This is a genomic window from Schleiferilactobacillus perolens DSM 12744 (assembly GCF_001435585.1).
In the GTDB taxonomy this organism is placed as follows: domain Bacteria; phylum Bacillota; class Bacilli; order Lactobacillales; family Lactobacillaceae; genus Schleiferilactobacillus; species Schleiferilactobacillus perolens.
Window position 1 is genome coordinate 15,050 of the sequence record NZ_AZEC01000019.1, and the last position, 21,003, is coordinate 36,052.

The 21,003-nt window shown below is 50.8% G+C and carries 18 protein-coding genes; 15 read left to right on the forward strand and 3 right to left on the reverse strand.

Translation table 11 applies throughout. The annotated features are described in order from the left end of the window. Window positions 1-2 precede the first annotated feature (2 nt). From FD09_RS13945 to FD09_RS13980, 8 genes are all read left to right on the forward strand, one after another. Window positions 3-1,376, forward strand: a complete 1,374-nt coding sequence (locus tag FD09_RS13945; RefSeq protein ID WP_057822307.1) for a UDP-N-acetylmuramoyl-tripeptide--D-alanyl-D-alanine ligase — start codon at window positions 3-5, stop codon at window positions 1,374-1,376. A gap of 403 nt (window positions 1,377-1,779) precedes the next feature. Further along, complete coding sequence (locus FD09_RS13950; RefSeq protein ID WP_235812304.1) at window positions 1,780-3,243, forward strand: MutS-related protein; 1,464 nt, start codon at window positions 1,780-1,782, stop codon at window positions 3,241-3,243. Between the two features lie 278 nt (window positions 3,244-3,521). After that, a complete protein-coding gene (gene cshA / locus FD09_RS13955) occupies window positions 3,522-5,012 on the forward strand; it encodes a degradosome RNA helicase CshA (RefSeq protein WP_057822309.1) in 1,491 nt (496 codons plus the stop codon). Between the two features lie 358 nt (window positions 5,013-5,370). Beyond that, a complete protein-coding gene (gene acpS / locus FD09_RS13960; protein WP_057822310.1) occupies window positions 5,371-5,730 on the forward strand; it encodes a holo-ACP synthase in 360 nt (119 codons plus the stop codon). After that, window positions 5,730-6,857, forward strand: a complete 1,128-nt coding sequence (gene alr / locus FD09_RS13965; RefSeq protein ID WP_057822311.1) for an alanine racemase — start codon at window positions 5,730-5,732, stop codon at window positions 6,855-6,857. The genes acpS and alr overlap by 1 nt, the downstream gene beginning before the upstream one ends. A gap of 328 nt (window positions 6,858-7,185) precedes the next feature. Continuing rightward, a complete protein-coding gene (locus FD09_RS13970) occupies window positions 7,186-7,431 on the forward strand; it encodes a hypothetical protein (RefSeq protein WP_057822312.1) in 246 nt (81 codons plus the stop codon). A 30-nt stretch (window positions 7,432-7,461) separates the two neighbouring features. Continuing rightward, entirely contained in the window at window positions 7,462-7,830 is a 369-nt protein-coding gene (locus FD09_RS13975; RefSeq protein ID WP_057822313.1) for a type II toxin-antitoxin system PemK/MazF family toxin, read from the forward strand. Between the two features lie 221 nt (window positions 7,831-8,051). Further along, window positions 8,052-8,570: a QueT transporter family protein gene (locus FD09_RS13980; protein ID WP_057822331.1), complete on the forward strand. Its 519-nt coding sequence runs from the start codon at window positions 8,052-8,054 to the stop codon at window positions 8,568-8,570. Here the strand turns inward: FD09_RS13980 and FD09_RS13985 are convergent. Next, window positions 8,567-9,253, reverse strand: a complete 687-nt coding sequence (locus FD09_RS13985; RefSeq protein WP_057822314.1) for an O-methyltransferase — start codon at window positions 9,251-9,253, stop codon at window positions 8,567-8,569. The genes FD09_RS13980 and FD09_RS13985 overlap by 4 nt on opposite strands. A gap of 179 nt (window positions 9,254-9,432) precedes the next feature. Here FD09_RS13985 and cbpA point away from each other — a divergent pair, with 179 nt between their 5' ends. Further along, on the forward strand, window positions 9,433-10,107 hold the full coding sequence (gene cbpA / locus FD09_RS13990; protein ID WP_057822315.1) for a cyclic di-AMP binding protein CbpA: 675 nt from the start codon (window positions 9,433-9,435) through the stop codon (window positions 10,105-10,107). A gap of 56 nt (window positions 10,108-10,163) precedes the next feature. Here cbpA and FD09_RS13995 read toward each other — a convergent pair whose 3' ends face one another. Beyond that, window positions 10,164-11,345, reverse strand: coding sequence for a L,D-transpeptidase family protein (locus tag FD09_RS13995; RefSeq protein ID WP_057822316.1), 1,182 nt, complete (start codon window positions 11,343-11,345; stop codon window positions 10,164-10,166). Between the two features lie 577 nt (window positions 11,346-11,922). Next, window positions 11,923-12,903, reverse strand: coding sequence for an L-lactate dehydrogenase (locus FD09_RS14000; RefSeq protein WP_157053844.1), 981 nt, complete (start codon window positions 12,901-12,903; stop codon window positions 11,923-11,925). Between the two features lie 247 nt (window positions 12,904-13,150). Between FD09_RS14000 and pth the strand changes: the two genes are divergently transcribed. The 6 genes from pth to FD09_RS14035 all read left to right on the forward strand — a co-directional run bounded on the left by pth (window position 13,151) and on the right by FD09_RS14035 (window position 20,926). After that, window positions 13,151-13,708: an aminoacyl-tRNA hydrolase gene (pth, locus tag FD09_RS14005; RefSeq protein ID WP_057822332.1), complete on the forward strand. Its 558-nt coding sequence runs from the start codon at window positions 13,151-13,153 to the stop codon at window positions 13,706-13,708. 25 nt (window positions 13,709-13,733) lie between these two features. Beyond that, entirely contained in the window at window positions 13,734-17,267 is a 3,534-nt protein-coding gene (mfd, locus tag FD09_RS14010; RefSeq protein ID WP_083487968.1) for a transcription-repair coupling factor, read from the forward strand. Continuing rightward, the gene (locus FD09_RS14015) at window positions 17,260-18,846 is read left to right on the forward strand and encodes a putative polysaccharide biosynthesis protein (protein ID WP_057822318.1); all 1,587 of its coding nucleotides are present in this window, start codon (window positions 17,260-17,262) and stop codon (window positions 18,844-18,846) included. Before mfd ends, FD09_RS14015 begins: the two co-directional genes overlap by 8 nt. 363 nt (window positions 18,847-19,209) lie before the next feature. Beyond that, complete coding sequence (locus FD09_RS14020; protein ID WP_057822319.1) at window positions 19,210-19,482, forward strand: RNA-binding S4 domain-containing protein; 273 nt, start codon at window positions 19,210-19,212, stop codon at window positions 19,480-19,482. A gap of 131 nt (window positions 19,483-19,613) precedes the next feature. Further along, window positions 19,614-20,012 (forward strand): FtsB family cell division protein, encoded by a 399-nt coding sequence (locus FD09_RS14025; protein ID WP_057822320.1) that lies wholly within the window; start codon window positions 19,614-19,616, stop codon window positions 20,010-20,012. A gap of 386 nt (window positions 20,013-20,398) precedes the next feature. Then, window positions 20,399-20,926: a S1 domain-containing RNA-binding protein gene (locus FD09_RS14035; RefSeq protein WP_057822322.1), complete on the forward strand. Its 528-nt coding sequence runs from the start codon at window positions 20,399-20,401 to the stop codon at window positions 20,924-20,926. Window positions 20,927-21,003: the final 77 nt, after the last annotated feature.

Here is a 21,003-nt window from a genome sequence, read left to right on the forward strand (position 1 = left end):
ACATGCATTTTAAAGTGTCCGAAATTGTGGCGGCATTGAACGCGCCGGCGGTTCCGAAGAAGTTTGCAGATAATGAAGTGGATAGTGTCAGTTTTGATACCCGAGAAATTAAGCCCGGAGCCCTTTTTGTGCCGCTCATCGGTGAACGCGACGGTCACGACTTTGTCCCCGCCGCCATTACCGCGGGGGCCACTGCCACTTTTTGGCAAAAGGACCATACTGTGGATATTCCCACAGACATTGCCGTCATTATTGTGGATGATCCCCTCCAAGCCATGTGGCAGTTGGCGCAACATTATTTGCGCAAGATTAATCCCAAGGTAGTAGCAGTAACCGGTTCCAATGGTAAGACCACAACCAAGGATATGATTGCCACAATTTTAGCGACCCAATATAATGTGGCCAAAACCTACGCTAATTATAATAATGAAATTGGCTTGCCGTTCACGATTCTCAATGCGCCGACTAATACGGAAGTGCTCGTATTAGAAATGGGCATGGATCGGCCCGGCCAAATTTCCCATATGACTCAGTTGGCCCGGCCGGATGTGGCCGTGATCACGATGATCGGGGAGGCCCATATTGAATTCTTCGGCACCCGGGATAAAATTGCGGACGCCAAGATGGAAATCGTTCAGGGCCTATCTGCCGATGGCACCTTTGTCTTCAACGGTGATGAACCTTTGTTGCAAGAACGAGCGGCCAAGGTGACCCAAAAGCAAAAGACATTCGGCACCCAATCGACGGATGATCTCTATCCAGTATCCGTCAGTGCTGGCACCCATCACACCACTTTTGTGACCAATAAGTGGGCGGATGTGACCTTCACGATTCCCATGATGGGGGAGTACAACGTCCAAAACGCATTGGCCGCCATTCAAGCCGCCCGCGTTTTCCATGTTCTGCCGGAGAAATGTGCCCAAGCCCTGCGCAAATTTGTCCCGACGAAGAATCGGGCGCAGTGGCTAGAAGGCGACGCCGGTGAACAAATTTTGTCTGATGTCTACAATTCTAACCCCACCGCTGTCCGGGAAGTCCTCCACGATTTCGTCCAGGTTCCCACTGACGGTCAACGGATCATCGTACTGGGCGACATGTTGGAATTAGGCGACCAATCTGCCCAATTACATGCCAGCTTGGCGACGGATATTGATCCGGCCAAGATTGCCCAGGTATTCCTCTATGGCCACGACATTAAATCCCTCGCCGACGCACTGAGCGAAAAATACCCCACCACCGCTCTCCACTACTACCCCGTCGGCGACCAAACCACCCTCATCCACGACCTCCAAAACACCGCCCATTCCAGCGACCTTGTATTACTCAAGGGCAGTCACGGGATGCATTTAGAGAATGTGCTGGCGCGGTTAATGTAGCTCTAAACTTCAATTGTCCATGATATTAATGGGTTAAGACAAAAGTAGTGCCAATGCGCAGCATTGGCACTACTTTTGCCTTAACCTTTTTTATATCTTCCAATCACGTCATAATCTATACTCTCCCACCCACTTTTCGGTATACTTAACCCGAGGCAGGTGAGCAATTACGAATAATTACACAACAATAATCGTCGTCTTCATCGGCGCGGTCGCAGCGCTCTTCGCATGGTCCAAGTCGCGCGAACAACGACTGATCCAACGACTCCAACGCGAATGGGGCCAGTTTCCCCAATCGTACCGCAACGATTCAGAAGCCAGCCTAGAAGAGGCCTATGCGGCCCAAAAGAAACTGACAAAATATGACAGCCGCATTGACGATCTGACCTGGCATGACCTGGACATGTTCCGCGTGTTCAACCAAATCAACGCTACCCACTCCAGTGTGGGATCAGAACGACTTTTTGGCCAACTCCACAGCTTTAACTTCGGCGACGCAGCCAAACGAGAACCGCTGATTGACTTCTTTACCCAGCATCCCCAGGAGCGGCTAAAGATTCAAACCGATTTTGCCCACTTAGGACGCGTCGATCATAACCAGAGTCAAAATTACTTGCTCCACACTACGGAGAGTAATCTGCAGGGGATCGCTAAATACGTCGTGATGGCAGCTATTCCCTTGGTATCCTTGATCACTTTAGGCGTCTCCTGGCTGTTGCGGGCAACCCCCGTCATTGTGGCATTTCCTTTCGCCGGGATCATTCTTTTGATTAGTGCACTGTTTAATATCATTTATTATCAAAAGCAAAAGACGGTCTTGGAAGCTGAAATGATTTCCATGAGTTATCTAGTCCGCACCATCGTCACCTCCAAAAAACTGGCTAAAGTGGCGACGCCGTCCCAGGCACAGATCAAAAAGAATCTGGGACCTTTGGCAGCGATCACCCAATTTGCTTTTGCATTTCGGACCACAGATGCCAGCGACATGGGGTTCTTGATGGACTACTTGAACGGTTTGTTCATGCTGCCGTTTATCGCATACAACTTCGTGTTGAAACGACTCCAGAATCAACACGCCGCGGCGTTAGATTTATGGACGACGGTGGGAGACTTGGAGGCAGCCATTGCCATCGCCAACTATCGGTTAGCGGCTGGCAACACGTGTATCCCCGTATTTCGCAAGGGCAGTGTGACCGCTGAAGGACTCATTCACCCGTTATTGCCAAATGCCGTCGACAATCCAGTGAACTGGCGGCGCAATACCATCATCACCGGTTCCAATGCATCCGGTAAATCAACCTATGTGAAGAGTGTCGCAGTCAACTGTATTTTGGCGCAAACCATTAACACCTGCACGGCCAAATCATTCACGCTGCAGGCCGGCCATGTTATCACTGCCATGGCGGTTCAGGACAACCTGGCAGAAGGGGACAGTTACTTTGTTTCTGAAATCAAAGCAATCAAACGTCTGCTCGACCTGGTCGCCACCGGGCAGCATTGTTACGGGTTTGTGGATGAAATCTTGAAAGGCACCAACACGGTCGAACGAATTGCCGCGTCGGCCAGCGTCGTCGCCTGGCTCAATCAATTCCCGAGTCTCGTCATGATCGCCACCCACGACAACGAACTCACCGAAATGCTCGCCGATTCTTGCGACAACTGGCACTTCCAAGAAACAGTCACCAAGGACCACGGCGTCGAATTCGACTACCAACTCCACCAAGGTCCGGCGACATCCCACAATGCCATCGCTTTACTCGGCACCATGGACTACCCTGAATCCCTCATCCACGAAGCCAATCAACTCGCTGATGAATTCGAGCAAACCAAGAGCTGGCCGAAAGTACCAGTTGCCCAACCAGAGTAATTATTGTCAGCTTTGATACTGTGTGGTGACGGAACTACCGCCGCAGCTTGCGCAGCACTGGCACGGCAGGCATAGACTTTCTACCTGGTTTTCCGAAAACGAGCTTCCAGGAATGCTTCGCGTTTGCACCCACCGCACACTTGTGCTAGTATTGTAAGAATGCAAATTGTCATGTACCTATGTTGAGGTACAAATAAAGGAGCCAGTTCCGCGCACACACAGTGCGGCGTCTATTAGCGGGGCAGGGTCCTTTGTGTTTTCTACAAGGAGGAACTTATTTGAATTTTGACGAACTAGGTTTAGAACCCAAATTGCTGCAAGCTGTTTCCGAAGCGGGCTTTGAAGAAGCCACACCGATCCAGTCCGGGACGATCCCACTGGTATTGGCAGGTAAAGACGTGATCGGACAAGCCCAGACGGGTACCGGTAAGACAGCCGCTTTCGGACTGCCCTTACTGCAAAAGCTTGATCCCAGCAAGAAGGGTGTCCAAGCCATCGTTATCTCGCCAACGCGGGAACTGGCCGTCCAGACCCAAGAAGAACTCTATCGCTTGGGCAAAGATAAACATGCAAAAGTGACGGTCGTATACGGTGGTGCTGATATTCGGCGCCAGATCCGCAATCTGAAGGAGAATCCCCAAATCGTTGTCGGGACTCCCGGTCGGTTACTGGATCATTTAAACCGGAAGACTGTGAAACTGGAGAATGTCCACACTGTCGTCTTAGACGAAGCGGACGAAATGCTCGATATGGGCTTCATTGAAGACATCGAGAAGATTCTCAGTTATGTCCCAAATGAACATCAAACACTGCTCTTCTCCGCCACCATGCCTGGCCCGATCATGCGCATTGCAGATCGCTTCATGCATGACCCTGAAGTGGTAAAAATTAAGTCCCAGGAATTAACTGCTGACTTGATTGATCAATATTATGTCCGCGCTCGGGAATACGAGAAGTTTGACGTGATGACCAGCCTCATTGATGTCCAAGATCCAGATCTGGCACTGATCTTTGGCCGGACCAAGCGTCGGGTTGATGAATTAACCCGCGGCTTGCAAGCACGAGGCTATAACGCCGAGGGGATCCATGGTGATCTTTCTCAGCAAAAGCGGATGGCTGTTTTGCGTCAGTTCAAGAACGGCCAACTGGATATCCTGGTGGCTACTGATGTGGCAGCGCGTGGTTTGGATATTTCTGGGGTAACCCATGTATTCAACTACGACATCCCCCAAGATCCAGACAGTTATGTGCACCGGATCGGCCGGACTGGCCGGGCCGGTAAACACGGGGTATCGATTACTTTCGTGACTCCGAACGAAATGGGCTACTTGCGGACAATCGAAGAATTGACCAAGAAGCGTATGTTGCCGTTGAAGCCGCCGACGGAAGAAGAAGCCTTAGCTGGTCAATTGGCCAGTGCTAAGGAAACAGTGGTCCAAACCATTGCGGACGACGACTTGGAAAAATATGAACCGATGGCAGAAGAATTGTTGGAGCAATATACGCCATTACAATTGGTGTCTGCTTACCTCAAGTCCATCAGTAAAGATGGCTCTGACGTCAAGGTGACGATCACACCGGAACGGCCTCTGCCTTTCCGCAAAGCATCGCACCATCGCTCTGACAAGCGCGGCAGCAGCAACCAGCGTCATTACAGCAAGAACCGGAATAACAGCAGCAATCGCCGCAACCGTGACGACAAGCACAGCTATTCCCGGGATCACCGCTCTAAGGACAAGAAAAATTTCAAAGTACATTCACGCGCTTAATCATTAAACACAAATTGGGACTGGAGCAAGATCCTCCCTGATGAGCCGTGCCAAAGCTCCGCAATCTCCGGCTGAATGGGCTGGAACGCTGTGACGGCGGTTTGAGCCCGCAAAAACCGCGGTCTCAAACACGCCTAACCGCATCCGCGCAAAAAGCGCGCGGTGCGGTTTCCACAGCTGAGCCCATTCAGCCTCCGATTGCTACGCATTGGCACTACATCCATCAGGGTCAGGATTTTGTCCCAGTCCCTTTCTTTTTTGGAGACTGATTCACTTCCGGCAACGTTTTCTTGTAAAACGCGGAGTGTGATCGGCACCAGTTCGTGCTAAAATTAACCCAGAATTGGAGGTGCCGCCAGTGATCGCAGGTATCGGCGTCGATATCACCGACATTGACCGAGTACAAAAAGCAGCCGCGGGCAGCAAAGCTTTTGCCCAGCGCATCTTAACGGCCGCAGAATACACTGTGTATCAAACACTGACAGAGAAACGCCAAGCTGAATACCTGGCCGGTCGTTTCTCCGCCAAGGAGTCCTATAGCAAGGCATACGGCACGGGCCTCGGGCCTGTGACCTTCCAGGATGTTGAGATTCTGGACAACGAAAAGGGTCGTCCTGTGGTGACTAAGCACCCCTTTACCGGTATTGCTCACGTGTCTATTTCCCATACAGATACGGTGGCTATGACCGAAGTAATCTTAGAGAGAAGTGACACGTAATGGTTGTGGGTAATTTAAGACCAGCGACAGTGACCGTGGACCTCGCGGCAATTCGGCATAACGTATCCGAAGAAATCGCCCGGTTGGATGGCCATACTGAAATGTTTGCCGTAGTAAAGGCTGATGGGTACGGTCATGGGGCGGTCCCCGTGGCGCAAGCCTGTGCAGAGGCAGGGGCGACTGGTTTTTGTGTGGCATTACTAGACGAAGCCTTGGAATTACGGGCAGCTCATTTTACCCAACCCATTCTAGTCCTTGGTATCACGCCGGCCAATGAAGCGGCCATTGCGGCGGCCAACGATGTTTCCTTGACCTTTGGTACATTGGATTGGTTAAAGGATGCCCAGGCAGATTTGGCGGCGCATGCGCATCGGAACCTGAAGGTGCACATTGCCTTGGATACCGGTATGGGTCGGATTGGTTTTCGAGAGGAAGACGATCTGGCCGCTGCTGCGCAATATTTAACAGCGCATGCGGACAGCTTCACCACAGAGGGGGTCTTTACCCACTTTGCGACGGCGGATGAAAAAGACACCACGTATTTCCACGCCCAGGCCAAGCGCTTCAATGAGTTAGTGGCCGTATTACCGAAACGACCGCGGTATGTGCATGTCTCCAATTCGGCCACCAGTTTGTGGCACGCGGCCTGTAATGGCAACATGATCCGGTTTGGGGTGGCTATCTATGGGTTGAACCCCTCTGGTCGAGGAATTCCAGAAGTACCTTATCCGTTGCAGCCGGCCTTGAGTTTGACCAGTGAACTCACCTTTGTGAAACAACTGCATCAGGGCGACGCTGTGAGCTATGGCGCCACCTACCATGCATCCGGCGACGAATGGATCGGGACGATTCCGCTGGGCTATGCCGATGGTTGGCTGCGTCGGTTGCAGGGATTCCACGTGTTAGTGAATGGTGCGTTATGTGAAATTGTCGGACGGGTATGTATGGATCAATTCATGGTCCGCTTACCGAATAAAGTACCTGTGGGCACCAAGGTCACACTTGTGGGCAGTGATCAAGGGACGACTATCAGCATGCAAGATGTCGCCGATTATTCCCGGACCATTCATTATGAGTTATGCTGCATCTTGACACAACGCTTGCCGCGCCGGTATATTAACCAATGAGCTGTATTTTAGCTTAGGGGATATTTGGGAACTGAAGCAGAACAGTCAATTGTCGGAGTTGCGATCATCAGCAATTAGGAAGAGCGGTTCGCCGCTCAATTAGAAATGGGTTTCTCGTGTGGGAAACTTGTCTGAAGTAAACAGCACGACCGGTCAGTATGGGAACTGATTGGTACGGCTTTTCGACGTAAACGCGCGGTGCCTGGCAGAGAACCATGAGCTAAGGACCGCCAAGCAACAATTCTTAAGTGCGAGGATTGTCGCTTGGCGGACGCTTAGCTCGGGTTCTCTGGGCGTCAGGCACCGCGCTCTGTGGGGGTTAACTGATATGGGATACGATACGATCCAGATCCATTTGGATGCGTTGCTTAAGGAACAATTGAGTACTTACAGCCATACCAATATGGTGGATGAAAGTGCCGTTGTTTCAGCTGCACTTCGCCAGTACTTAGAGTCGGATCAGCCCACCTCAAGTGAGCTGGCGGCGGGGTACAAAGAAATGGCGACAATTAATCGGGCGATTGCGGCCGATTTTGCCGCCACGGAGGATCATGACGAACGTCGGATCGTTTAAGCCGACGGTATACTAAGAGGGGGCCAAAGTTTGGCGCAGGAAGTGAATCGCGGCGATATCTATTATGCAGATCTTTCCCCGGTGGTGGGATCTGAGCAGGGCGGCTCGCGGCCGGTGTTAGTGGTGCAAAACGACGTGGGCAATCATTTTAGCCCGACTGTCATTGTGGCGGCAATTACGGCGAAGATCCAGAAGCCGAAGATGCCGACGCATGTCGCCCTGACACCCCCTGAGGACGATATTGACCGTCCTTCTGTTGTATTGTTGGAACAAATTCGGACCATCGATAAGCAACGTTTGAAATACAAAGTCACGCATCTGCGGCGCCAGAAAATGGTTGCCGTTAATCGGGCATTAGCGATCAGTGTGGGTTTACAACCCATCAAAAACGATCGCTGAAGCAAGTTGAGCGTGAGCAATCACGCCGTTTGTGCTATACTACATGGGCTGCCTTGTGCAGTCTATTTTTTTTGCAGAGGCCGCAGCCGACCGGTTAGAAGCGTAAGGATAAGAGCTTCTGGTCGGTGGATCCCGCTTATGCAAGCCCGTTTATTGTGGCGATTGCCACCGTGGTTCGTAACCATCCCACGAAAACAAAACTATTGGAGGAATTTATTATTATGTCTCGAGCACATAGCGCGTATTCTTTACGCGCAATTTTAGTTAACGCGGTCATTGCTGCGTTGTACGTCGCCTTAACTTTAGTGGCGGCGGCGTTTCACTTATCCGGTCTGCAAATTCAATTCCGGGTTTCTGAAGGATTGAATCACTTGGTTGTTTTTGACAAACGGTATATCTGGGGTGTAACCCTAGGCGTCTTGGTCGCCAATCTGTTAGATACAACTACCCCAGTAATTTTGAATGTGCCATTCGGTGTGGCCCAAACGTTACTCAGTTTATTGTTAGTCGGTTATGTGGCGCCGAAATTACCGAAACTATGGATGCGAATGGTGCTTAACATCATCGTCTTTACAATTTCCATGTGCATGATTGCCTGGATGCTTCATTTGGCATACAAGTTGCCGTTCTGGATCACTTACTTGTCGACAGGTGTCTCTGAAGCCATTATCATGACGATCACCGCACCAATCATGGCTGCAGTTGATCAGGCTGTGCACTTCTCCAAAGTACTCGACTAAAAATGGTACGCCTTATCCGCGTTTTTCGTCATCATCAATAACCCATCCCCCAGCGGTATCAAGGTCGCAGTCAGGTCTGGTTCAGCAAATACGCTGTCTAGCAGTTGACGCAAGTTGCGATGAATTCCCTTGAGCCGATGGGGGATTTCTGTCTCTGGCGAAAAGACGGTACCGCCTTGCAAGACATCATCAATGAACACTGTGCCGCCCACTTTTACCCGGGCGAGCACTGCGGGCAATTGATGGATGTATTGAGCTTTGGCGCTATCCATGAAGGCGACGTCATACGTGTCGGTGAGCGTCGATAAAATGTCTGTGGCATCACCGGTCAACATGGTAATCTGATGATGGTGATCATATTGAGCCAGATTGGCGCGGGCATGGTCAATCATCGTTGGTGCCCGCTCAATGGTGGACACCTTGCCCTGGCTGCCCATGAGGTGGGAAAATAAAAGGGCAGAGAAGCCGATCGCTGTGCCCAGCTCCAACACACTGGTCGGGTGGACTTGGCGAAACCAGGTCTGAAAATAATCGACGGTTTCATGGGGGATGATAGGCACATCCCGGTCCCGTGCACTAGTCTCTAGTTCTGCCAAGGGTGCAGGTAAGGGCTGACCATGACTGCGCAGGAAGTTGCGCAGCGGCACTGGGATGGCTGGGTGATGGAGCATTTCATTATGCATAAGAAATCAACCTTTCGTGAAAGTGCCTTTCTACTGTAGCATAGAAAAGCTTATATTTTTGTGTCAGATGGCGCATTGTTTCTCATTAAAACGTTAGATTTCTGTTTCGCCAAATCCTGGATTTATGGTATCATGAAACAAAGCAAGGGCATATTTTCATGCCGCAGGAGGACAGTCACATGATTATTAAATCGTTGGTATTGAAGAAAGAGTTTCTCACTACCGTGAAAGAAACGGCGACTTTAGCGGAAGCGTTACAAGTGCTTGAAGAGTCCGGCTTCCGGTGTGTGCCGATCTTGGATGAGTCGGGTAAGATTTTCCGCGGCAATATTTATAAGATGCATATTTATCGGCATAAATCCCAGGGCGGCGACATGAACTTACCCGTGACGTACCTGCTCAAGAACGCGACGAAGACCGTACCGGTTAACTCGCCGTTCTTTAAGGTCTTCTTTAATATTAAAGACCTGCCATATATCGCGGTACTGGATTCTGATGGCACGTTCTATGGCATCTTAACCCACGCAAAGTTGTTATCCATGTTGTCTGAAGCGTGGAACGTAGATGTCGGTTCATACGTATTGACGGTATTGTCTGCTGGGGAGCAGGGCGATCTGGCGGACATGGCGAAGATCATTGCCAAAGATGCGTCAATTGCGGGTTGTATCACCTTGGATGCCCATCGGGAACAATTCGTGCGGCGGACATTATTCACGTTGCCGGCCGGCATGGATGGTGCCACGATGGAACACATCGTTCGTCGTTTGGAACGCAAGAACTTCCGGGTCGCTGAAATTGATGACCTGCAACAAGGTATCACCATCCGCAATGATGAGATCAGTCCAGATTATTAATTAATTAAATGCAGTAAAAAAGCACAGCCGCGGCTGTGCTTTTTGTGTGCATCCGATTAGTAAATGAATACTGGTGTGCCAGCTGGGATCAAGTTATACAACTTGGCCATTACATCCGGCGGGGTGTTCACACACCCGTGACTGCCGTGTTCCTTATACCAATCACCGCCGTATTTCGGTTGCCACGGGGAGTCATGTAAACCGACCCCGGTGTAATCAATATAAGTCTTGGGGATTTCGTTCCCGGAGTAATTTTGACCAGAACCACTCACCAGTGGATGACGGGTAAAGTCGCTGCCCTTCTTGATTGTGGCGGCTAACTCTGTGGCTTCACTGGATTGCTGAATGCTCCAGCCCCAGGTGCCAGCCGGAATGGAAACCGTGCTGCCGCTGTGAGTCTTGAACGTTCGCGTCTTGTCAATTGTATTGTACTTCGTTGCCAGTTCGGCCAGGAAGTTTTGGAAGACGCTGGGGTTCACAGACACTTCGCCATCTTTATAATAGATACTGCTGCGGATCAACGACTCTGGAATCGTCACAGTATCACCACTGATGGAATAATGGCCCTTGACTGTGCTGAGCTGTTTAAGCGTGCTCAAATCTTTTTGCAGTTTCTCTGAGTTGGCTTTGACCGTCGGTTGCACGTAGGTATTTTGCAAGTTCCCCGTGGTTTGACCAGTAGCCACCATCTTTTTGACCAGCTTTTCGACCTTGCCAGTATCTAAATTATTGCCATAAACTTCTTTGGTGACCACGAATTGGCCATCCTTTTTGGCAATCGATGCATTGGTCGTTTGACTGCGATTGGCATTCAACTTATTCACAGTCGTCGTGACAAAGCTATTGATCTTTTTCTGATTCAGTTTAAGTGAAGTGGAGCTGTCTGTCGCTGCAGCATCGGCCTGACCCCCGACCATCGCTGCCGGCCAGCTCCAGGGATTCTGTGCACTCTTGAGCTGTGCCAAATCCGTCCCGACATCTTGGGCACTGCCCACGACATGACCGGTAAATTGAGCGACGACTTTACCCTTGTCGTCTAACTTGTATTCTCTGTCCAAGGCCGTTTTCTTGATCGTCTTCTTAGCTGTCTGGACATCCATGCCACCAATGGAAACACCAGCGAAAGTGGTGTGGGGGAGCATGGTGTTTTGATAGTGGAGCGCAAACCCCATATAGATGCCCAGAAGCGTTAGCAGGACCAAGCTGCCAACGATGATGACACCTTTCTTTATACGCACGTAAACCGGCTCCTTTTGTTGAATTACTTGCTAAAGTATACCATGCCTGGGATGGGATATAAACGATTTGTTACCAAATTGTTTCTGCCACATTGCAAATGAGTTACACTTACGAAAATCCCCCAAATCCCACCCCCACTGACATCTTTCACACTATCGAGGCCTTAATCGTCTCAAATGGACACAAAATACCGCAGTACGTCACTAATTCGATATATTACATTGCAAACAACCGGTCTTATGTCAACCAAAGATGTGGAGAAAGAACTGTGATCCACGACGGAAGTAGTGCCAATGCGAAGCAATCGGAGGAAAAATGAGGGGCTCAGCTGTGGAAACAGCAATAATCTTGGCCCGGTTTTGGCCAAGATTATATGCTGTTAGGCGACTTTGAAACCGCGTTCCTCAGCGGGTTCAAAGCGCCGTCACAGCGTTCCAGCCCCTCATTTTTCCGTAGATTGCGCATCATTGGCACGGCAACAAACCACATTTTTGACCACAACAAAAAAACTCCCGCCAGATTCAATCCGGCAGGAGCGATAAATCAGTCACGCCTAACGCAACCAATTAAATTAAATTACTGACGAGTCTCAATGTCGTTCTTAGAAAATGCGTCAGTCAAAACCTTCTTCAACTGAGAAGCAGAAGAATGCATTGATTGCATCTCGTGGTCAGTCAAAGGCAGTTCCAAGATGTTGGTAATCCCCTCACGGTTGACAACCGCAGGCGTACCAATGTAGATGTCGTGCAAGTCGTATTGACCGTCCATATATACAGATAACGGTAATACTGCATTCTCATCGTCCAAGATAGCGCGGGTAATCCGTGCCAGGGCAGTAGCGATACCATAGAAGGTCGCACCCTTCAAGTCGATGATCTTGTAAGCTGCATCACGGACATCTTCGAACATGGTAACCAGTTCGCTTTCATCCACTTCAGGGTGAGCCTTAACCCAGTCAGCGATCTTGATGCCGCCGATGTTGGCATGTGACCAAACAGGGAATTCAGTATCCCCGTGTTCACCCATGATGTAAGCGTGGACGGAACGAGCATCGACGTGCACTAATTCAGCAATGGATTGACGCAGACGCGCAGTATCCAAAGAAGTACCAGAACCGATGACCCGTGCCTTCGGGAAGCCAGATAACTTCCAAGTAGCATAAGTTAAGATATCAACAGGGTTAGCAGCAACCAGGAAGATACCATTGAATCCAGATTCAACAACTGGATCAACGATGGACTTCAAAATCTTGAGGTTCTTGTTAACCAAGTCCAGACGAGTTTCGCCTGGCTTTTGCGGAGCACCAGCAGTGATTACAACCACGTCGGCATCCTTCGCGTCGGAATATTCAGCAGAGTAGATCGTCTTAGGAGAAGTGAAAGGTAAGGCGTTGGACAAGTCAATCGCGTCACCTTTTGTTTTATCCTTCGCAATATCAACAATGCCGATTTCTTGGGCAATGCCTTGCAGAACCATAGCATATGCGTAGCTGGAACCAACCGCGCCGTCACCAACAAGAATTACTTTTTGGTGGTCTTTTTCAGTTGTAGAAGCCAAGATCTTCATTCCTTTCAATTGTTAAAACATTCATGCACCACCAGTATAGCACACCTTTCGTGAAAATTTGATCCCAAACCGAACGATTTTCAAGGGAACGCTTCCATGTCGCAGTTTCCTGGCCTGCAAGGTGTTTTCCAAACATGTTATAATACAGCTATTGTACATGAAAACAGATGTCTGGCCGGCCCTGTGCTGGCCTTTTGGCGTCTCGTGACCCTGTAGACGGAAGGAAATGGCAGACACAGTGAAATTGATTGTTGGGCTTGGCAACCCAGGGAGCAAGTATGCCCGTACTAAACACAATATCGGCTTTATGGCCGCCGATCGGTTATTAGATGAAATGAGCAACACCCAGCAGCACCAGCAATTCGAGGCAGAGACCTGGTCAGGCTTGCTCAATGGGGAAAAGGTGATCGTCGCTAAGCCCCTCACTTATATGAATGATTCTGGTCGCGCCGTGGGTCCACTGCTGCATTACTATAAGTTGACGCTCGATGATCTGCTAGTTATTCAGGATGATTTGGACATGCCCGTGGGCAAGGTCCGGATTCGGACCCATGGCGCTTCTGGCGGTCATAATGGTATCAAGAGTATTATTCGGGCAGTTGGCGGTGATGCCTTTCCCCGCATTAAAGTGGGGATCGATCATCCGCCGGTGGGAACCGTAGTGGACTGGGTATTAACGCCCTTTGTGGGGGACAATGCAGTGGCGGTGGCCGCGGCGTTAGATGATGTCGCCAAGGCTGCCACAGATTGGGCCGGTGGTGCTAGTCCAGCCGATTTGATGAACACGTATAACTGAAAAAACGGGAACGAGTGACGAACGAATGAATTTAGTGGAATGGATGGGGCAAGAGCCGCAACTGAACAAATGGTTGGCGGAGCAGCAGGCCGGTGATCGGACATTGGTCATTGGTTTAGGGCCCAGTGCGAAGGCATTGGCGCTGACGACCTATTTTGAACAGACTAAAGCGCCAGTGCTGGTGGTTGAACCTACGACGCTGGGGGTTGAACAGTTAATACCGGATTTACAAAGTTTAACGAGCAGTGCCACGGTCTATCCGTTTCCTGTGGATGAAGTGCTGGCCACCGAGGTGGCTACCGCCTCACCCGAATCATTGGCCGCACGAGTGGCAGCACTGACCGCATTGGCGAACGACGAACCAGGCATTTTTGTGGTATCTGTGGCTGCTTTGAGTCATTTGCTGCCTAGTCCTGAAATTTGGCAACAGCAAGCTTTCACAATTAAGATTGACGGCGAAGTGGATCCCCAAAAGCTGCCCGATCGGCTCGTCACGATGGGTTATCGCCGGGACACGCTGGTATCTCGGCCGGGCGAGTTTGCCATCCGCGGGGATTTGATCGATATCTTCCCATTAACCGCTGACCATCCTATCCGGGTCGAATTATTCGATACCGCGGTGGACTCTTTGCGGGTATTTGACGAGGGCGATCAACGCAGTATGGACAATATTGACGCGGTCACCATTCCGCCGGCGACGGACCTCATTGTGCCCCGACCACAGCTAAAGAAAGTGGCCGCTGCCCTGCAAAAGCAGCTGCCCCAATTGCAGGCCAAAGCCACGGAATCGGTACAGGATGCGTTAGCCACCAATTTGGCGAATACCATCACAGACTTTGCTCAAGGGGAACTGGGCGACAAGGCCAATTTATTTAGAGAACAACTATTTGGCGGCAAGTTCTCCCTATTAAATTACTTAACCGCCAAAGGCACAGTTTTCTTGGATGATTATGCCCGGATTAACGAAACTGCGGCGAGTGCTGAACAGGACACGGCTGAATGGCAAACCGACTTGCTGGCCCGGGGGGAGATTTTACCCAATGCCGAATTACAGGCCGATTGGCGCGGAGACTTGCGCCGTGATCCCCATACGCGGGTGTATTTATCTGTGTTTCAAAAAGGGATGGCCCATGTGAAGCTGGATCATTTGTATCATGTGACCAGTCATGACGTCCCTCAATTCTTTAGCCAAATGCCGATGCTCAAAACAGAGATTGATCGGTATCAGAAATTGAACCAGACGGTAGTGATTTTGATTCAATCCCAGCACCGGATTGAGAAGCTGCAGCAAACCCTGCAAGACTTTGAAATTCATACCCGGGTGACCAGTCCGGATGAGATCGTCCCCGGCGCGGTGCAGCTCGTCCATGGCAATCTGTCTGCCGGATTCAGTTTGCCTGAGGCCAATTTAGTCGTGCTCACGGAACATGAACTGTTCAATCGAGTACGCCAAGCTCGGCCGCGGCCGGCTCACTTTAGTAACGCCGAACGGATCAAGAGCTATAACGAATTAAAGCCCGGCGATTATGTGGTCCATGTCAATCATGGGATCGGGAAATACATGGGCATTCAGACCCTGACGGTGGACGGCAAGCACCAGGATTACATCACGATTCAATATGCCGATGACGGGAAGCTCTTTATCCCCGTGACGCAGATGAAAATGGTGCAAAAATACGTCGGCAGCGAAGGCAAGACACCTCATCTGAATAAATTGGGCGGCAGTGAGTGGCAAAAGACTAAGCGCCGCGTGGCTAAGAAAATTGAAGATATTGCTGATGATTTAATCGCCCTCTATGCAGAGCGGGCCTCGCAAAAAGGGTACGCTTTTTCTCCAGATAATGACCATCAGCGGGAGTTTGAAGCGGCCTTTGCTTATCCGGAAACACCGGACCAGCTGCGCAGCACCACCGAAATCAAGCGGGATATGGAGAAGCCCATTCCCATGGATCGGCTGCTGGTCGGTGATGTCGGCTTTGGTAAAACCGAAGTGGCATTGCGGGCGGCGTTCAAGGCCATTCAGGATGGCAAACAGGTGGCCTTTTTGGTACCCACCACGATTTTGGCTCAGCAGCATTATGACACGATGCTGGATCGGTTCTCCGATTTTCCTGTTAGCGTGGGGATGCTGTCTCGCTTTGTCACAGCAGCGGATGCGAAGAAGACCCTTGCGGGGTTAAAGAACGGCAAGGTGGACATTGTGGTCGGTACCCACCGTCTGCTTTCCAATGATGTCCAGTTCAAAGATCTCGGTTTGCTGATCATTGACGAAGAGCAGCGCTTCGGCGTGAAGCATAAGGAAAAAATCAAGTCCCTCAAGTCCAATGTGGACGTTTTGACCCTCACGGCGACGCCGATTCCCCGCACGTTGAACATGTCCATGTTGGGGGTGCGAGATCTGTCGGTGATCGAAACACCACCAGCAAATCGCTATCCCATTCAAACTTATGTGTTGGAACAAAATGCAGGCACGATTAAAAATGCCATTGAACGGGAAATGGCCCGTAATGGCCAGGTGTTTTACATGCATAACCGGGTCCACGATATTGAACGGACCGTTGCTCAGCTGCAAGAACTGGTTCCCGAGGCGACCATTGCATACGCCCATGGCCAAATGACCGAAAGTCAGCTGGAACGGGTGATTTATGACTTCGTGCACGGTCAATACGATGTCTTGGTCACGACGACGATTATCGAAACCGGAGTCGATATGCCCAACGCCAACACTTTGATCGTGGAGAATGCTGATCGGTATGGCCTCTCTCAACTCTATCAGTTGCGGGGACGGATCGGGCGGTCATCACGGATCGCTTATGCCTACTTTATGTATCAGCAAAACAAGGTCCTCACCGAAGTGGGGGAAAAGCGGCTGGCGGCGATTCGAGATTTCACCGAACTTGGTAGCGGCTTCAAGATTGCCATGCGGGATCTGTCCATTCGCGGGGCCGGCAATCTGTTGGGTAAACAGCAGCACGGCTTCATTGATTCCGTCGGGTATGATATGTACACCCAGATGCTCCATGACGCCGTAGCGGCGAAGAAGGGCCAAAAGACCCAGGAGCGCACTGACGCCGAGATTGATCTGGATGTGGAGGCCTACCTCCCGCCAGACTATATCGGCGATCCCCGGCAAAAGATTGAGATTTATAAACGAATCCAGCATCTGACTAGTACCGATGGGATGGAAGAATTACAATCAGACTTAATTGATCGATTTGGGGAGTATGATGCTCCCGTCGCCCGATTATTGAAGGTAGGTTTATTGAAGAATCAAGCGGACGCAGCCCTGTTGACAAAAATAGAGCGAAAGGACGCGCATTGGACAATGAGTATTGGTCCGGCCGGTCGCGCCAAACTGGGCGGTGAAGATCTATTTGCGTTATTGAGCAATACCTCTTTACAGGCCCAAGTGACAGACCGCGACGGCGGGTTTCAGATTACGTTGATTCAACGCAAGGGAATCACGGATGACGCGATGATCGACACCTTCATGACGCTGACCGCCGCCTTGCCTAAGATTGAGAAACACACAGTCCATGCCGGGAGTGATAATGAGTAAACGCACCCAACGCACGGTCTTTGGTTCTGCAGCGCTGCTGAGTATCGCAGCACTCATTGCCAAAGTGCTATCGGCATTTTACCGAGTACCCCTGCAAAACTTGGCCGGGGATTTGGGGTTCTATGTCTATCAACAAGTTTATCCGCTATACGGGATCGGCATGACGTTTGCCTTAAACGGGCTGCCGGTTTTTATTTCGCGTCTTGTGGCAGAAAAGTCGGCGGCCGATCGACCCGGCTTGATTAAGCAATTACGGATGATTCTGGTCGCTGTAAGTTTACTGGCATTCGTCGGGTTTCAATTGACCGCGGGCTGGATTGCCCAGGCTATGGGTGATCCAGGATTGACCCCGATGATTCAAGCAGTGGCTTGGATGTACCTTTTCATGCCCACCTTGGCCCTAGGTCGCGGCTACTATCAAGGGGTACTGGACATGTCACCCACGGCAGTGTCGCAAGTGGTAGAGCAAATTCTGCGGGTGGCCGTGATTATTTGGGCGGCCTGGTACTATCACAGCCATCCCGGGATGGACTATTACCAAATGGGTACTTTTGCTATGATGGGGGCCACGGCCGGAGCAATTGGCGCTGCCATAACCCTTTATCGGTATCGGCATCGGGACCCGTTCTGGCATACGGTCAAAATGGCAACGCCGGATAATTCATGGTCGCTGTTGACCCGCCGTCTTGTGTTGCAGGGCGGTTCAATCTGTTTGTTCGCCGCTGCGTTGATTTTGTTCCAATTAGTGGATTCCTTCACCGTGGCGCGTTCTTTGCAAAGTATTGGGACGATGCCTATTGAAGCCCGAGCTTTGAAGGGCATCTACGACCGGGGCCAACCATTAGTGCAGTTGGGGCTGGTCCTTTCCAGCGCGTTTGGCACGACCCTGGTGCCCAACTTGACCCATGCACTGCAAACCGGCAACCGATTGCGCATCCAACGGCTGGCTACCCAAGTCACCCACATCAGTTTAATGTTCTCCGTCGCTGCCACGGCGGGTTTAATTGCCCTATTACCCTGGATCAACCAGTTTCTCTTCGGCGATCGCGAACAGCTGATTACGTTGGGACTGTACCTGGTAGCAATCGTCCTAGTGGCGATGATCAATACGTATAACAGTATTTTGCAAAGTGTTGGTAACTACCGGGCAGCGACATATGGATTATTGATCGGTTTGGCATTGAAAATTGTGCTGACCGGTCCGCTGATTCGAATATTTGGACTGGCGGGCGGTTCAATTTCCACCCTCATCGGTCTAGGGGTGGTCTGGTGGATCATTTTTGAACAACTCCCGCCGATGATCCGCGTCGCCGTTTCCACCAAACTGTTCGGTACACGGCTACTGGGAATCACCATACCGATGATGGCTTTTACGTATCTGATTGCTGTCTTCGCCCAAGGCATTATTGGCACCAGCCGCGGCGACAGTATTATCGTCACCCTCATCGGTATCCTCGCCGGCGTCGCCATTTTCCTAATCGCCGCACTCCGCTCCAAACTACTGACGACCCGAGAGTGGTTGGTTTTACCGTTTGGCAGTGCTATGCTACATGTGGTGCAGCGGTTTCAAAGAAAATAGAGGGCGGAGGCCACCGGTTAGAAGCGTAGGCACAAGGACGGGCAGGCAGAAAACCCGCACTTAGGTTTTATGCCTGCCCGTCCTTGTGCCCTAGCTTCTGGTGGCCGCAGCCCGTTTCCACGAGAGGAAAAAAAGGGCGAAAAACCCGCACTTAGGTTTTGCGTCCGCCCTGCCTTATCCCCTAGCTTCTGGGGCGCGGAGCCCGTTTCCACGAGAGGAAGAAAAGGGCAGAAAACCCGCACTTAGGTTTTATGTGCCCCGGCCTTTGTGCCCTAGCCTCTGGGGCGCAGCGCCCGTCTCGGGGAACAAGCCCCGAAAATTTTAAAACTCACCATAATTGCCAAAAATAAAAGGAGCAAACAAATGAGATTAGACAAATTTCTAAAAGTATCTCGCTTAGTCAAACGCCGTTCCGTTGCCAAAGAGATCGCCGATAAGGGCCGTATCTTAATCAACGGCAAACCCGGCAAATCAGCCAGCAGCGTCGACATCGGCGACCAATTAACATTACTGTTCGGCAACCGCACTTTAGTTGTGACGATCACCGATGTGCGCGACACCACCAAAAAAGATGATGCCGCCTCACTGTACAAGATTGACAGTGACGAAAAAACGAAAACAGATTCACCATTCTAAGTCGACAGGGTGGAGAACAGCTTGCTATACTAAATAGGTAAGCCTGTTAGAACTTGCCTAGAATTTTTCTAAACAGGCCTGTGACGATCCGTCAGTAGAATTGGAACAGCACAGTATTGGGGGTAGTACGCGTGCAGAAACCAAAGCAAGAATCACCAACCAGTAAAATCATCCAATTAAAGAAGAAAACAAGCTCACCAGCACCCAAGCCAGTCAAAAATATTCGGGCAGTTCATTGCCACCGGGCACTGGCTTTGGTGGCGGCATTAGCGTTGTTGCTCTGTCTATTCGGCTTCAACATCTACCGCGCGGCTTCCGCCCAGGCCGAAGTTCAGGGCAACCTGCATCGCAGCCGCCAGGAAATGGCCACGGTAAAAGCTCAGAATGACAAGCTCAAGACAAGCGTCCAACAACTGAATGATCCCAACTATCTTGAAAAATATATCCGCGAGAAATATTATTTCTCCAAACCAGGAGAGATCATCTTCAGCCTGCCCGGGGATAAGGGCAAAGACGTGACTGCAAAATAAGTTACCTAGCTTGAATCGAGTATGCAGCACGTGTAGTAATTAGGGACCGGACAAAAGTGTGAATTTTGACGTATCCAGTGCCAATGCGGAGCAATCGGAGGTGAAATGGGGCTCAGTGGTGGAAACCACACAGCGCGGTGGTTTTCCGCGCTGATGTGGTTAGGCGTCTTGAAGACCGCGTACTTTGCGGGCTTCAAGCGCCGTCACCACGTTCCAGCCCCATTTCACCGCAGATTGCGCAGCATTGGCACGGCCGCCAAACGCAACTTTTGCGCAGCTCCTATTTTTTAACGACGAATTACAAATGGTCCAAACCACTTGTCAAAAGTAAATATGGTATACTAACAGTACATTCAGTACAATTTTTTAGGAGGATTTTTCCATTTATGGCGATTGAAGTTGGCGCGAAGGTCAAGGGTAAAGTCACGGGCATCACGAATTTCGGGGCGTTCGTTGACATTGGTGAACATAAGACCGGCCTGGTCCATATCAGTGAGGTGTCCGACAAATACATTAAAGACATCCACGACGTGCTCAGTGTAGGGGATGAAGTCACAGTGAAGGTCATCAGTGAACACGATGGCAAGATTTCGCTCTCCATCCGGAAGGCTGTGGATAATCCCCATCCGCGGCCACAGCACAGTGATTCCCGGCCAAATCAACATGGTGGCAGCAATTTCCATCACAGTAGTAACGACCGGGGCGAGCGCAGTGAACGCGGCGGCCGGCCAGAATATAACAACCGGCGCAGCAATGATCGGCGCGGGGGCGGCGATCGCCGCGGCGGCGGTCACGGTCCCAACGACTTTGACAGTATGCTGTCAGGGTTCTTAAAGGAAAGCGACGATCGGTTGACGACGTTAAAGCGCAGTACCGAAGGCAAGCGCGGCGGCCGTGGTGGTCGGCGCAGCTAAGGGGACATACCGATACGTTTTGATTGGTATTAAAGCACAACGGGCAAAAAGTCGACTGACTTTTGCCCGTTATTTAA